The organism is Modestobacter sp. DSM 44400 (assembly GCF_900107175.1).
In the GTDB taxonomy this organism is placed as follows: domain Bacteria; phylum Actinomycetota; class Actinomycetes; order Mycobacteriales; family Geodermatophilaceae; genus Modestobacter.
On sequence record NZ_FNOZ01000009.1, the window covers coordinates 52,970 to 66,943 of the forward strand.

Below are 13,974 nucleotides of genomic sequence, written 5' to 3' on the forward strand. Positions count from 1 at the left end.
CCTCAGGGGTGCCGGTCGGCCGTCTGCAGCACCGGCGCCACGACGGTCGTCGTGCCGTCGTCCCAGACCACGAGGCCGGAGCGTCCGGGCCGGGTCTCCAGCCAGTGCGCTGCCTCGGGCCCGTGCGCGTAGGCGGCGGTGGCGTCGATGTCGGCCCAGGTCAGCGAGCCCGCGACGACGGTGACCGAGGCGACGCCGCTGGGCGGGCGGGCGGTGCGTGCGTCGACGAGGTGCTGGCCGCGGTGGGTCGTGCCGGACGTGGCGACGGCGCCGGTGAAGACCGGGACCACCGCGAGGACGCGGCCGGGGTCGGCCGGGTCCTCGACCCCGATCCGCCACGGGGCGCCCGCGGCGTCGAGGGTGCGGCAGGTCAGATCACCACCGGCGGACAGGCAGAAATCGGTGTCCGCCAGGTCCCGAATGGGTGCGGCCGCGCGGTCGACCGCCCACCCCTTGACCACCCCGCTGGGGTCCAGGACGGTTCCGCCGCCGGCGGCGGGGAGCCGGACGCTGAAGGCCCCGCCCGACTCGCGCTCGGCGGTGGCGCCGAGGGCCAGCACCTCGGCGACCTCGGGTGGGCAGCCCTCCAGGCCGACCTCACCGCGGCCCAGCCGGGAGATGGCTGAATCGGCCCGGTAGGTGCTGAACACCCGGTCGACCTCGCGCAGGACGCCCATCACCTCCACCCAGGCCGCTCGCGCCGCCGCGTCGTCGGTGTGCCTGCCGCGCAGCGCGAGGCTGATCGGCAGGCCCATGACGTGCTCGACGTACCGGGTCGGGCGGCTCACAGGCCGGCCCGGTCCAGGGCGCTCTGCAGCGACCCGACGTACCCGTCGGAGGTGACGGTCGCCCCGCTGACCATGTCGATGTGCGCGCTCTGCGCGTCCAGCGTCTCCTGCACGAGGACGGGCAGCGCGCGGGCGTTGATCTGCCGGTCCTGACCGTTGTTGTTCGGGTACTCGACGACCGAGACGTCGGTGATCGTGCCGTTAGCGATGGTCAGCTCCACCTGGACCGGGCCCCAGCGCGTCGAGGCGGCGTCGCCGGTGACCGTGGTGGCCGTCGACGACGTCCCGCCGGTGCCGCTCGACGTCGTCCCCGTGCCGCCCGTGACGGGGGCGAGGACGGTGGACCCGCCGCTGGCCGAAGCCGTCGCTGACGTCGACGACGTGGACGTGTGGTACCCGAACACCAGCACCAGCACGGTCAGAGTGCTCATCAACCAGAGGACGATGCGTCGCACTGCAGTCACCCACCAAAGCTCTCGACGTGGAAACGGTCAGCGGGGAGGCCGGCGGCCTCGGTGGTGTGGCGGACGTCGTCGGACCAGGGGTCGGGGCCGCAGACGTAGACGTCGCGGTCGGCGATGTCGGGCACCCAGGAGGCGAGCGCGGTGAGGTCACTGGCCGGGCCGACGCCGTCGCCGAGCCACGACCCCGGGGCCCGCCGGTGCCCCGGCAGGGCGATGACCTGCAGCCCCCGCTCGGCGGCGATGACCTCGATCTCCTGCTGGAACAACGGCCGGCCGGAATACCGGTAGAGCAGGACCGCGTCCCCGGGCGCGTAGTCCAGCGCCTCGGCCAGCGCCCGCAGTGGCGTGATCCCGACCCCGGCACCGATGAACGCCAGCTTCGGGCGGGTGCGGGCCCGGGCGCACAGCCGCCCGTAGGGCCCTTCCACCAGGACGCGGGTACCCGGGCGCAGCAGTCGTAGCGAGGCGCTGCCGTCGCCGACCACCTGCACGGTGATCCGCAGGTTCCGGCCGTCCGGGGCTGCCGACAGCGAGTAGGGATGGGCCCGGGTCCAGCCCCGGCCCGACAGGAAGCGGAAGGTGAAGAACTGCCCGGCCTCGGCGGACAGCCGCATGCCGCGGCGACCGGCCATGTGCACCGACACGATCCCCTCGCCCTCGGGCACCACGGAGGTGACGCGTACCCGGTACCGGGCGCTGCGCCACAGCGGCAGGGCCACGCGCCAGACGAGCACTGACACCGCACAGGCGATCCAGAGCCCCCACCAGAAGACCGTCCGGGCCGTCGAGGCCAGGAAGTCCTGGCCGGTCCACAGCTGGTGCGGCAGCGCCAGACCGACGCCGAGGTAGGCGTAGAGGTGCAGCAGGTGCCAGGACTCGTAGCGCAGTCTGCGGCGGGCCGCCTTCACGCTGCTGACGACCACCAGAACCCGGCACGCGGTGCCGGCGACGGCCAGCAGTATGCCGGGGTAGTCGACGGTCAGCTCCGACAGCGTGGCCGGCGTCCGGCCCAGCTTCCCGGCGGCGTAGCCCCAGGTGATCAGGCCGATGTGCGCCAGCATCGCGTTGAAGGACGTGAAGCCGACCAGCCGGTGGACGCGGGCCAGCCGGTCCTGTCCGAAGGCGTGCTCCAGCGTCGGCACCCGGGCCATCAGGAGAACCTGCACCAGCAGCAGGTCCGAGGCGAGCAGGCCGGTCAGCCGGCCGGTTGAGGTGAGCCCGTCGGCCCAGGAACCGAGGTCCTGGAAGCCGCCGCCGGTGGCCCACCAGTAGGTGACCAGCAGCAGGCTCGACCACAGTGCCACCAGGGCGGCCAGCCGGACGCCGGCGTCGAGCCGGGCGCGCGCACCATCGACGATGGCGGTCACCGGAGCGGCGGCCCAGGGGGTCGCGACGGCGGTCACGCGGCGCCGACCACGGCGCGGGGGCACCCGCTGAGCTGCAACTCGTCGTCCGGCACGGAACTCCTCGGAAGTGGTGGACGCCCAGCGTCGCCAACGGAGCTGAGTTCGGTCGCATGACCGGCTGTGCTCCGGCTGTGGGTCTGCAGGAGCAGGTAGCTCACCCCGCCGATCGGGACCGGCAGCAGGAAGCTGAGCGCCCGCCAGGCGAGGACGCCCAGGACCGCCACGCCGTGCGGCACGGAGAAGGCGACCAGGGAGGGGATCAGGAAGGCCTCGACGACGCCGAGCCCGGCCGGCGTGACCGGCAGCGCAGCCAGGACGGCGGCGATGCCGTAGGACACCAGCAGCCCGTCCGGCCCCAGTGAGTGGCCGAACGCGCGGACGCATGCCCACAGGGCGGCCGCGTCCAGCAGCCAGTTGGCGGCCGCCAGCAGGCCGGTGGTCGCGAGCAGGCGCCGGTCCGCGGCGAAGACCCGCAGGTGCCCGGTGCCGGTGAGGACGGCCGCACGCACGCCCTCCCCGGAGACGCGCGGCAGGCGGGCCACCTGCCTGGCCAGCCAGGTCGCGATCCGATCGTCCCCACGCAGGAGGAGGCCCAACAGGACGGCCGCGGCGCTCAGCAGGACCAGGCCGGTCAGCGCGACCGGCCCGTAGACCGGGCTGAACCCGTGCAGCGGGAGGGACGCCACCAGTGCGCCCCACAGCAGGAGGTTCAGCACCACCGCCGAGCCGATCGACTGCGTGGCCTTGGCGAACACCGCGGCCGGTCCACTCACCCCGGCGCGGGTCAGCAGCCGGTAGCCCAGCCCGAGCCCGACCGCCGACCCGCCGGGCACGACGTGGCTGGCGGCCAGGGTGGCCAGGTCGATCCCGAGCACGGTGCGGTAGCTCGGCCGCTCGAGGCGCGGCAGCATGGCGCGGGTCAGCGCGGCGTAAACCGCCAGCGAGGCGGCCTCCAGACCGACGGCGACGAGCAGCCATGTGAGGTCGACGCCGACGAGCAGCTGCCAGCTGCTCCCCGCGCCGGTGATTTGCGGTACGACGAGGTACCCGACCACCGCCGCCAGCACGACCCACCTCGCGACCCGGCCGGTCAGCCGTCGCGCCCGCGGGGCGGTGCACGGCAGGGCGCTGGACGGCAGGGCGCTGGACGGCAGGGCCGGCCGGAAGGCGGGGAACGGGAGGACGGACTCGATGACCACGTGCTCAGCGTCGCCCGCCGGCTTCCGTCCGTCGTCGTCCTGCGGCAGGCTCTTTCCGTACTGCGTCCGCTGTACCGGCAGAGCCTGCGGCGGGACGACGACGGCGCACCGCTGGTCGGGGAGAGTCGAGGTATGACACCGCGGAGCCCCGGAACGAGCCGATGAGCGTCCTGGCCGGCGTCACGACGGCCGCAGAACAGGTCGTGGACAGCGTCGGCTACGCCGGCCTCGCCCTGGTGATGCTGGCCGAGAACGTGCTGCCCATCCCGTCGAGGTCGTCCTCCCCGTCGTGGGGCTGCAGGTCTCCGCGGGGCAGCTGCTGTTCTGGGCCGCCGCCCTGTCGGCGACCGCCGGGTCGGTGCTGGGGGCCTGGGCCCTGTACGCCCTGGGCCGGCTCGGCGGCCGGCCGATGGTGCTGCGGCTGCCCCGCTTCCTCGGCGTCACCGGGGACAGACTGGACCGCACGGAGTCGTGGTTCGCCCGGCGCGGGGACGGCATCGTGCTGCTGGCGCGACTGGTGCCCGGCCTCCGCAGCGTGGTGTCGATCCCCGCGGGCACGCTGCGCATGCCCGTGGGGCGCTTCCTGCTCTTCACCGCGGTCGGCTCATTCGCCTGGAACGCCGCGCTGATCGCCCTGGGGACGGCGCTCGCCGCATCGTGGGAGACGGTGCTCACCGCCGTCCTCTCCTCCGCCTCGACCTACGCGCTGGCGGCCATCGCGGTCAGCGGGCTGCTGGTGCTGCGCCGGGGCCGGGCACTCCGGGTGCGGCAGTGACGGCAGACTCCCGGTTCGTGCTGCCCGCCGCCGACGACCGACCTCCCGTGCCAGCGGGCCGCGCCGGGCCGCCGGCCGCTACCGGGGTGGGACCGCTGGTCGGCGCGCGACTGACGGCGCTGCGGCGGTGGACCGCGGCCCATCCGCGCCTGGTGGACGCCACGCTGGCCGCCGCGGTTCTCTTCCTCGCGCTGCCCGGCCAGTCCCGCGGAGATCGGGGCGGCGGGACCGCGGACGCCGGAACCCTGGCCTTGCTGGCCGTCGCCGCGATCGCCCTGGTGCTCCGCCGCAGCCATCCGCTGGGGGTGTGGGCCGTCGCGCTGCTCGCCGGGGTGGCTGCGGTGCTGCACGGCGGCGGGGGTCCCACCCTGGCGCTGCTGACGTTCCTCGCGCTGTACACCGTCGGCAGCCGCGCCCCGCTGCGCAGCACCGTCCTGGCGACGGCCGCCAGCACGGCGGCGTACGCCGTCGCCATGGCCGTGGCGGAGGGCGCGTGGCTGGACGAGCACGGGGACTCACCCGCCCTGTCGATCCTGGCCTTCAGCGGTGCAGCGGCCGCGGTCGGCGTCGCCGTCCGCAGCCAGCGCTCGGCCCTGGAGGCCGCCGAGGCCCGCGCGCGGCAGGCCGAGCTGACCCGTGAGGAGGAGGCCGAGCGCCGCGTCACCGACGAGCGCGTGCGGATCGCCCGGGAACTGCACGACATCGTGGCCCACCACATCTCGGTGATCAACGTGCAGGCCGGGGTGGCCCGGCACCTCCTGACGACCCGCCCGGAGCAGGCCCTGCTGGCCCTGGGCCTGGTCCGCGACGCGAGCAAAACCGTGCTGACGGAGATGTCGGCGGTGGTCGGCCTGCTGCGCACCGACGAGGAGGCGGGCCGACCGAGCCGACGCCGGGTCTGGCCCGCGTCGGGTCGCTCGTGGACTCCGCCCGGCAGGCCGGACTCGACCTCACCGCTACGTTCACCGGCGAGCCGGACGCGCTGTCGTCGATCAGCGACCTGACCGCCTACCGGGTCGTGCAGGAGTCGCTGACCAACGCCGTCAAGCATGGGAGCGGCACCGGAGAGCTGACGATCGACCACACCGCGGGAGGTGTCCGCATCGAGGTGCGCAACCCGGTCAGCGGCACCGGCCCGGCGTCGTCCGGCGGCGGTCATGGCCTGATCGGCATGCGGGAGCGGGTCGAGGCCGTGCACGGCCGGCTCGCCACGGGCCTCGGCCCGGACGGCGTGTTCACCCTGTCCGCCGAGATCCCCCGGGACCGGCCATGACGGTGCGCGTGCTCATCGCCGACGACCAGGTGCTCATCCGGTCGGGGTTCGCGGCGCTGGTCGACAGCGCGCCGGACCTGGAGGTGGTCGGTGAGGCCGGGAAGGGCGAGGAGGCGGTGCGGCAAGCTTTCGCGCTGCGGCCGGACGTCGTGCTGATGGACATCCGGATGCCGGGTATGGACGGGCTGGCCGCATCCCGGCAGATCACCGGGTCACCGGAACTCCCCGACGTACGGGTGATCGTGCTGACCACCTTCGAAGCCGACGAGTACGTCTTCGAGGCCCTGCGCTCGGGGGCCAGCGGGTTCCTGGGCAAGAGCGTCGAGCCCGAGGAGCTGCTCGACGCCATCCACGTGGTCGCCCGTGGGGACGCTCTGCTGACACCCCGGGCCACCCGCAGTCTGATCGCGCGCTTCCTGGCCCAGCCCCCACACGCCTCCCCCGGCCGGCCGGACGCGACGCTCGACGTCCTCACCGACCGGGAACGCGAGATGGTCGCCCTCGTCGCGCACGGGTCGAGCAACGAGGAGATCGCGGCCCGTCTGCACCTCTCCCCGCTGACCGTCAAGACCCACGTCAACCGGGCGATGAGCAAGCTGCGGGTCCGGGACCGCGCCCAGCTGGTCGTGCTGGCCTACCAGACGGGCCTGGTGCGGCCCGGCGACTCCTGACCTCTTCAGGTAGCGGCCACAGGTCCGCGCCGCCGGGCAGGCGCAGGTCGAACAGCGGGCAGTCCCGGCTGAACAGCGGCCGTCCGGTCGCCGAGGCCGGGTCCGGCCGGTCGACGTGGCTGCGCGTCCAGCTGATGGCCACGTCGCCGTCGCACAGCCGGCCGCCCGGCAGCGCCCTCCCGTGAAGCGGGCGGGTCTCCTCCCCCGGTTCCAGCGGAACGACCGTCACCGGAGCGTCACCGCCTCCACGGCGAGGAGTCCGGGCTGCGACTCGGGGTCCAGGTCCGGAATGATCGGCCCATGGGAGAGGGCGACGCGAACGGGTCCGAGGACGTGCGTGCGGTGCTGGCGGCGGAGGACCGCCGCTACCGGGCCATGACCGACGCCGACCTGACGACGCTCGGCGCGTTGTGCGCCGACGACCTGAGCTATGCCCACTCCAGCGGCGCCAGGGACACCAGGGCCGAGTACCTGGACAAGGTTCGCTCCGGCTACTACGTCTACCGCCGCATCGACCACCCGGTGGAACGCGTCGCCGTCGTCGGTGACACCGCGATCGTGGTCGGCAGAATGACCGCCGACCTGGAGGTCGACGGCACGCCCAAGACCATCGACAACCTGGCCCTCGCGGTGTGGACGAGGGGCGCCGGCGACTGGGCGCTGCTGGCCTACGCCCCGACGTCGCTGCCCGCCTGATCCTGGGCCGGCGCCTCAGGATGAGGCTCCTCAGGACCGGGCGCCTCAGGACCGGCGCTGCAGCACGAAGTCGTAGCGGCCCTCGACCCAGGGCGTGGCCGACGTCCCGCCTTCCGGGGTCGCGCCGGGCTCCCGCTGCTCGAACCGGACCACGAGCTCCTCCTTCGTGCCGAAGACGACATCGCTGTCCAGGTACTCCGCCCCCTCCTGGAACAGGTGGGTGATCAGCGGTTCGTGGCCCGGCACGTTGATCAGGAAGTGGACGTGCGCCGGCCGGAAGTGGCTGATCGCGGTTCGCTCAACCAGGTCCCCGACCGGCCCGTCCATCGGGATCGTGTACCCCTTCGGCGCGATGGTGCGCACGCAGTAGCCGCCGTCCTGCCGGGTCGTGTACTTGGCCCGCAGCCGTGCCTCGTCGACATCCGGCAGCTGCGACTCGTAGGCGCCCTCGGTGTCGGCCTGCCAGACGTCGAGCACACCGCCGGCGACCGGGTTCCCGTCGAGGTCGCGGACGGTCCCGGAGAGGTACAGGGGGGTACCGGGCACCCCGTCGGACATGTCCTCCCCGTAGCCGAGTTCGGGCGAGCCCTCGATGTGGAAGGGCCCGAGCACCGTCGCGGGGGTCGCCGCCGGATCGAGCCGGTGGTTCATCTGGACGACGAGCATCGACAACCCGAGGACGTCGGAGGCGAGGATGAACTCCTCCCGCTTGTCGTCGCTGATCTGGCCGGCCCGGGTCAGCCACTGCATCGCGGCCATCCACTCGGCCTCGGTCAGCCGCACCTCCCGGGCGAACTCGTGCAGGTGCCGCACCAGGGCCGTCATGAGCTCGGACAGCCGCGGGTCGCGCGCGGTGGCCCACCGCTCGACGGCCAGCTCGGTGATGTTGTCCTCGGTGACCAGTTGCACGGGGTCCTCCTGTCGGGTCGCACGGCCGGCTGCTGCCGGCCGTGTCGTGGGATGGGTCAGGGCGTCAGGACCAACCGCACGCCGGCCTGGCCGGCCGCCTGACGTCGCCACGCCGCCCGGGCGTCGGCCAGCGGCACCTGCTCGTGGGCCACGGCCAGGCGGCCGGTCCGGGCGTGCCGGAACACCGCCTCGAGCGCCTGCCGGCGCTGGCCGGGGCGCAGCGCGGCGTTGGTGTAGCCGAGGACGTCGACGGTGCGGCTGCGCAGCACGGCGGAGGAGAACTCGGCGAGGTCTCCGGCGGCACCACCGAGGTTGACCAGGCGCCCGCGGTCGGCCAGCACCCGGCAGGCTGCGGTGGCCGCGACGCCGAAGACCGGGTCGACGACGACGTCCGCGCTGCTCCCGCAGGCGTCCCGCAACCGGGCCGTGAGCTCGTCGACGTCCCCGGCGAGCAGCACGACCGCGTCGGCCCCCGCCCGCCGGGCCCGCTCCTGGGCCGCCGCGGACCGGCAGACGGCCACCACCCGCCCGGCGCCCAGCACCTTCGCCGCGGCGACCGCGACCTGCCCCACCGCACCACCCGCCCCGAGGACCAGCACCCGCTCCCCCGGCTGCAGGCGGCCACGCTCAGTGAGCGCCATCCACGCCGCGACGGCCGACATCCCCAGTGCCGCGGCCGCCGCGTCGGGCACCCCGGGGTCCAGGGGGACGACGGCGTCGTCCGGGACCAGGCAACGCTGGGCCAGGCTGCCGTTCCCGGCCCCGATGCCGGCGGACGTGGCGAAGAAGACCCGGGTGCCCGCGGGCAGGACGTCCGACCGGGCCACCACGCCGACGCCCTGGGTGCCCGGCACGTACGGGGTGACGGGCCGGCCGAAGTAGGAGGTGCCGGACGCGACCAGCTGGTCCAGCGGGACGATCGGCGCGGCGGTCACCGAGACCAGCGTGTGCCCGGCGGCCTCGCCCGGCTCGGGGTGGTCTCGGACGACCGGCTCCTCCCCGAGGGTGTCCAGCACTGCGGCGCGCACCGGTCCTCCCTGCGTCAGCCGTCGGCGGGCTCGACGTAGACGGCGTTGCGGTCCACGGCCAGGTACGCCTGCATGCCGATGGGCCGCCGGCGTTCCTCGGCGATCTAACCGAGGAGCCCGGCCGCGCGGGCCAGCAGCGCGAACCCGCGCAGCAGCTCCACCGGCAGGCCCAGGTCGGCCAGCGCCGCGCCGCAGACCCCGGCCCCGTTGAGCGGCAGCCGCCGGCCGAGCACCTGCTCGTGCACGCGGCCGATCGCCTCGAACAGCCGGAGGTGCGGCCCGCGCAGCCCCTCCTCCTCGGCGATCCGGACGAGCACGGGGGTCCGCGGGTCACGCTCCTTGTGCACCGGGTGCCCGAGGCCGGGGACGAACCGCCCGGCGGCACGGGTCTCGGTGACCGCCGCCAGGGCCAGGGCGTCCCAGCCGGCGTCGTCCGCAGGCAGCTCGGCACCCGGTCCGGAGGCGCCGTGCCGCTCGAGCACCTCGTGCAGGTAGGTGCCGCAGTCCTCGGTCACGCCGAGGAACCGGGAGCCGCCGCCGAGCAGTCCGGCGGCGAGCGCGCCCTGTAGGGAGTCCGGCGCGGAGAGGTAGGTCAGCCGGGCCGCGATCGCCGTCGGGGTGAACCCGTGGTCGGCCAGGGCGACCAGCACCGCCTCGAACACGCGGGTCTCCGACGGGGTCGGGCGACGCAGGGCCACCAGCCAGAACGCCAGTTCGCCGAAGCCGACCGACCCCATCAGGTCCGCGGTCAGGTCCTGCCCGAGCAGCCGGATCTCCTCGGCCGTGGAGGTGCCCAACGAGGTCGGGAAGGACAGCCCGGGGGCTTCGTCGGTCACGCGGTTCGCTCCTCGTCAGCGGGGTGGGCCGGCTCGCCCAGCCAGCGGCGGAGCTCGACGCCGTGCTGGTCCAGGGTGGGTGGGGGCAGCCGGTACTCCGCCGCCGTCGCGGAGAAGGTGATGGGGTTGCGCACCGACGGGACGGCGGCGGCCCCCTCCCCCACCGTGACCACGGGGTCCAGCCCCACCTCCTCGGCGAAGGCGACTCCCTGGTCGATGGTGTTGATCGGGCCGCAGGGGACGCCTGCGGCGATGATGTCCCGGAACCAGTCCAGCTTGGGGCGGGTCCGCAGCCGCTCGACCAGCAGCGGGCGGAGTTCGTCCCGGTGGGCGGTGCGGTCCTCGTTGCGCAGGAAGCGCGGGTCGTCGCGGAGCTCCGGCAGGCCGAGGACCTCGCACAGCCGGCGGAACTGCCCGTCGTTGCCCGCGGTGACGATCAGCTCGCCGTCGGCGCACGGCAGCGGCTCGTAGGGGAACAGGCTGGGGTGGCTGTTGCCCATCCGGAACGGCACGACGCCGCCGGCCACGAAAGCGCTGGTCTGGTTCACCAGGCCCGACAGCGCCGAGGACAGCAGGTTCACCTCGACGTGCTGCCCCTGGCCGGTCTCGCGGCGGGAGTTCAGCGCGGCGAGGACGCCGATCGTCGCGTGCATCCCGGCCATGACGTCGAAGAGCGCGACGCCGGCGCGGTACGGCTCGCCGTCGGTGTCGCCGGTCAGGCTCATGAACCCCGAGATGGCCTGCACGATGAGGTCGTACCCCGGCAGCGCCCGGCCCCCGGGACCGCTGCCGAAGCCGCTGATGGACGCGTAGACCAGGCCCGGGTTCCCAGTCGCGACGGTGTCGTAGTCCAGCCCGAAGCGGGCCAGCCCCCCGGGCTTGAAGTTCTCGACGAGGACGTCGGCCCGGCGCGCGAGTTCCCGGGCGAGCTGGGCGTCCGCCGGGTCCTTCAGGTCGAGGGCGACCGACCGCTTGTTGCGGTTGACCCCCAGGTAGTACGTGGCGACACCGTCGCGGACCGGGGGCTGCCAGGTGCGGGTGTCGTCCCCGCCCGGCCCCTCGACCTTGACCACCTCGGCGCCCAGGTCGGCCAGCAGCATGGTGGCGTACGGGCCCGCGAGGATGCGGGAGAAGTCGGCGACGAGCAGTCCGGCCAGCGGGCCGCCCCCGGGCGGATCGGCCAGATCTGCGGTCATCGGTCTCCCAGCGCTCGTCGTCCGGCCCGCAGGATCCCCGGACCATTGTCCGTGCGGCGTGCACCGCAGTGTTGGCGCGGCGACGAAGCGCTGTCAAGCCTCGGCCGATCCGCACTGCGGGCCCACGCCGGAAGCGCTTGACAGGCCCGATCCGGCCCGGCGAAGGTGTCGCTACTGGACCGGTTGACCGCGCAGCGGACGACGGTCCGGTTCCGTGACGACGACGTCCAGGAGGAACCGATGAGCCAGTCCGAGCCCCCGGCCGAGCCCCCCGTCGCAGGACGGCCGGTGGTCCTGCGCGGCGGGACCGTGCTGACCATGGGCGACGCGTCGACGGTCCTTCCCGACGCCGACGTCCTGGTGGTCGGCGACCGCCTCGCCGCCGTCGGATCGGGGCTCGACGTCCCGGAGGGCACCCGGGAGATCGACGCCCGCGGCGGCATCGTGATGCCGGGGATGATCGACACCCACCGCCACATGTGGCAGACCGCCATGCGCGGCTACGGGGCCGACTGGACGCTCACGCAGTACTTCGTCTGGTACTACCTCGAGCACGGCAAGCACTTCCGGCCCCAGGACATCGCCGCCGGCAACCGGCTCTCGGCCATCGAGTCCCTCGACGCGGGCGTGACCACGACCGTCGACTGGTCCCACGGGCTGCAGAGCGTCGAGCACGCCGAGGCCGCGGTCGAGGCGCTCCGATCGGTGCCGGGCCGGTTCGTCCTGGCCTACGGCAACATCCAGGCCGGGCCGTGGGAGTGGACCGCCGACCCCGCCGTCCGTGCGCTGCTGGAGCGGCTGCGCGACGGCGGCGACGACCTGATGGGCGTGCAGATCGCCTTCGACGTCACCGGCGACCCCAGTTTTCCGGAGCGGGCCGCCTTCGAGGCCGCGCGCGAACTCGGCATCCCGGTGACGACGCACGCCGGTGTCTGGGCCGCCACCAACGACGACGGCATCCGGCTCATGCACGAGCACGGGTTCATGACGCCCGAGACCATCTACGTGCACGCGGCCACGCTCACGGCCGATTCCTACCAGCGGATCGCAGCCACCGGCGGGTCCATCTCCGTCGCGACCGAGTCGGAGTGCAGCGCCGGGCAGGGGCACGCGCCCACCGCCCAGGTCCTGCAGTACGGCATCCCGGTGTCGCTGTCGATGGACACCAGCGTGTGGTGGAGCGGTGACATGTTCTCCGCCATGCGGGCGACGCTGAACGCCGACCGCATGGCCGAGCACATGGACGCCCATCTCAAGGGCGACACCATCACCCACCTGCGGCTGCGTGCCCAGCGCGTGGTCGAGTGGGCCACCCGCGGCGGCGCCGCTGCGCTGGGCCGCGACGACATCGGCAGCCTGCAGGCGGGCAAGCGGGCCGACGTCGTCCTGATCAAGAACGACCGCTCCCCCGTGTCGTTCCCGCTGCTGAACCCCTACGGCCACGTCGCCTTCCAGGCCCAGCGCGCCGACGTGCACACCGTCCTGGTCAACGGCCGGGTCGTGAAGTTCGCGCACGAGCTGGTCGGCATCGACCTGGCGCCGGTGCGCACCGAGATCGAGGACACCCTCGACCACCTGCGGTCGACGCTCGGCGAGGAGGTGTGGGCGCACGGGATGTTCCCCGAGCTGCCGTCGGCCGAGGCCGAGGTGCTGGATAACCCGTACCGGTACTCCGACTACAAGGACCAGTCCAAGCGCGCCGGCGGCGAGGAACGGGTCCTCGGGCGCTGAAGAAGGAAAAGGACCCCGCAGCCCCCCACCGCTCGCAGGCTCCCGGCGGGACCCAGCAGCGGGGCCGGGGCGGGGCCCTGCAGGGGGCCGACGAGGCCCAGGTAAGGAGGAGCGCATGGCCGGGCGAGGAGAAGGACCCGACTTCGTGGAGGCACTGGCGCGGGGGCTGGACGTCCTGGCCTGCTTCGACGCCGGCCACCGCAGCATGTCGCTGACGGAGGTCGCGACCGCCGCGGGGCTCGCCCGGCCCACCGCACGGCGGTTGCTGCTCACGCTCGAGGAGCTGGGCTTCGTCCGGTCCGCCGGCGGGGCGTTCCAGCTCACCCCGAAGGTCCTCACCCTGGGCATGGCCTACGTCGGCGCGCTGGGACTGTGGGACATCGCCCGCCCCCATCTGGAGGCGCTGGTCGCCCGCACCGGCGAGTCGTCGTCGATGGCCCAGCTCGACGGCTCCGACATCGTCTACGTCGCCCGGGTGTCGGTGCCGAAGATCATCGCGCTGCGCGTGGAGATCGGCACGCGCTTCCCCGCCGCCCGGACGTCGCAGGGGAAGGTGCTGCTCGCTGCCCTCTCCCCCGACCGGCTCGCCGCGACCCTGGCCGAGCCGAGCCGGTCGGGCCTGCCCCCCCACATCGGCCGGACGCCGGACCAGCTGCGCGACGAGCTGACCGCGATCCGTGCCCGGGGCTGGGCGCTGGCCGACGAGGAACTGGCCCTCGGGGTGCGCTCGGTCGCCGTTCCGGTCCGCGACCGGGACGGTGCCGTGCAGGCCGCCATGAATGTCACCGTGCACGCGGCCGAGACCAGCACCGAACAACTGCTGCGGGAACACCTGCCGCTGCTGCTCCGCGCGGCGGGTGACGTCGGTGCGGAATGGGCCCTGTGGCAGTCCCGGCCGCACGTCGAGGTCGCCCCCCGCAGCGGCGACGGCAGCGCGACCGCCTGAGCGAGGCCCGTGGTCCCGCTCAGTCCCGGCGCCCCGGCCATCCGGCGGCGGCGTGC

At 74.2% G+C, this 13,974-nt stretch carries 15 protein-coding genes; 7 read left to right on the forward strand and 8 right to left on the reverse strand.

What is annotated here, in order from left to right; all coding sequences use genetic code 11:
* Positions 1–2 precede the first annotated feature (2 nt).
* The 4 genes from BLW04_RS08220 to BLW04_RS08235 are packed head-to-tail and all read right to left on the reverse strand — an operon-like array spanning position 3 to position 3,857.
* The gene (locus BLW04_RS08220; RefSeq protein ID WP_217630914.1) at positions 3–788 is read right to left on the reverse strand and encodes an FAD:protein FMN transferase; all 786 of its coding nucleotides are present in this window, start codon (positions 786–788) and stop codon (positions 3–5) included.
* Entirely contained in the window at positions 785–1,219 is a 435-nt protein-coding gene (locus BLW04_RS08225; protein WP_217630915.1) for an FMN-binding protein, read from the reverse strand. Before BLW04_RS08225 ends, BLW04_RS08220 begins: the two co-directional genes overlap by 4 nt.
* Before the next feature lie 29 nt (positions 1,220–1,248).
* Positions 1,249–2,655, reverse strand: coding sequence for a ferredoxin reductase family protein (locus BLW04_RS08230; RefSeq protein ID WP_091538692.1), 1,407 nt, complete (start codon positions 2,653–2,655; stop codon positions 1,249–1,251).
* Positions 2,652–3,857 carry a lysylphosphatidylglycerol synthase transmembrane domain-containing protein gene (locus BLW04_RS08235; RefSeq protein ID WP_175483956.1) on the reverse strand — a complete coding sequence of 402 codons (1,206 nt, stop codon included), beginning with the start codon at positions 3,855–3,857 and terminating at the stop codon, positions 2,652–2,654. Before BLW04_RS08235 ends, BLW04_RS08230 begins: the two co-directional genes overlap by 4 nt.
* 289 nt (positions 3,858–4,146) lie before the next feature.
* On the opposite strand from BLW04_RS08235, the gene BLW04_RS08240 reads away from it, so the two are divergent.
* The 5 genes from BLW04_RS08240 to BLW04_RS08260 all read left to right on the forward strand — a co-directional run bounded on the left by BLW04_RS08240 (position 4,147) and on the right by BLW04_RS08260 (position 7,272).
* On the forward strand, positions 4,147–4,632 hold the full coding sequence (locus tag BLW04_RS08240) for a DedA family protein (RefSeq protein ID WP_091538465.1): 486 nt from the start codon (positions 4,147–4,149) through the stop codon (positions 4,630–4,632).
* Complete coding sequence (locus tag BLW04_RS08245) at positions 4,629–5,636, forward strand: histidine kinase dimerization/phosphoacceptor domain-containing protein (protein ID WP_091538467.1); 1,008 nt, start codon at positions 4,629–4,631, stop codon at positions 5,634–5,636. The genes BLW04_RS08240 and BLW04_RS08245 overlap by 4 nt, the downstream gene beginning before the upstream one ends.
* On the forward strand, positions 5,552–5,905 hold the full coding sequence (locus BLW04_RS08250) for a sensor histidine kinase (RefSeq protein WP_091538469.1): 354 nt from the start codon (positions 5,552–5,554) through the stop codon (positions 5,903–5,905). Before BLW04_RS08245 ends, BLW04_RS08250 begins: the two co-directional genes overlap by 85 nt.
* A complete protein-coding gene (locus tag BLW04_RS08255; RefSeq protein ID WP_091538471.1) occupies positions 5,902–6,576 on the forward strand; it encodes a response regulator in 675 nt (224 codons plus the stop codon). Before BLW04_RS08250 ends, BLW04_RS08255 begins: the two co-directional genes overlap by 4 nt.
* A 300-nt stretch (positions 6,577–6,876) precedes the next feature.
* Positions 6,877–7,272 carry a nuclear transport factor 2 family protein gene (locus BLW04_RS08260; protein ID WP_091538473.1) on the forward strand — a complete coding sequence of 132 codons (396 nt, stop codon included), beginning with the start codon at positions 6,877–6,879 and terminating at the stop codon, positions 7,270–7,272.
* A 45-nt stretch (positions 7,273–7,317) separates the two neighbouring features.
* On the opposite strand, the gene BLW04_RS08265 is transcribed toward BLW04_RS08260, so the two are convergent.
* The 4 genes from BLW04_RS08265 to BLW04_RS08280 all read right to left on the reverse strand — a co-directional run bounded on the left by BLW04_RS08265 (position 7,318) and on the right by BLW04_RS08280 (position 11,241).
* On the reverse strand, positions 7,318–8,181 hold the full coding sequence (locus BLW04_RS08265) for a dioxygenase family protein (RefSeq protein ID WP_091538475.1): 864 nt from the start codon (positions 8,179–8,181) through the stop codon (positions 7,318–7,320).
* A 56-nt stretch (positions 8,182–8,237) separates the two neighbouring features.
* Positions 8,238–9,209, reverse strand: a complete 972-nt coding sequence (locus BLW04_RS08270; RefSeq protein WP_091538477.1) for a zinc-binding dehydrogenase — start codon at positions 9,207–9,209, stop codon at positions 8,238–8,240.
* Positions 9,210–9,313: 104 nt separating this feature from the next.
* Positions 9,314–10,045 (reverse strand): citryl-CoA lyase, encoded by a 732-nt coding sequence (locus BLW04_RS08275; RefSeq protein WP_175483957.1) that lies wholly within the window; start codon positions 10,043–10,045, stop codon positions 9,314–9,316.
* Entirely contained in the window at positions 10,042–11,241 is a 1,200-nt protein-coding gene (locus tag BLW04_RS08280) for a CaiB/BaiF CoA transferase family protein (protein ID WP_091538480.1), read from the reverse strand. The genes BLW04_RS08275 and BLW04_RS08280 overlap by 4 nt, the downstream gene beginning before the upstream one ends.
* A 240-nt stretch (positions 11,242–11,481) precedes the next feature.
* On the opposite strand from BLW04_RS08280, the gene BLW04_RS08285 reads away from it, so the two are divergent.
* Positions 11,482–12,972, forward strand: a complete 1,491-nt coding sequence (locus tag BLW04_RS08285; RefSeq protein WP_091538696.1) for an amidohydrolase family protein — start codon at positions 11,482–11,484, stop codon at positions 12,970–12,972.
* A 115-nt stretch (positions 12,973–13,087) separates the two neighbouring features.
* On the forward strand, positions 13,088–13,918 hold the full coding sequence (locus BLW04_RS08290) for an IclR family transcriptional regulator domain-containing protein (RefSeq protein WP_091538482.1): 831 nt from the start codon (positions 13,088–13,090) through the stop codon (positions 13,916–13,918).
* The last annotated feature ends 56 nt before the right edge of the window (positions 13,919–13,974 follow it).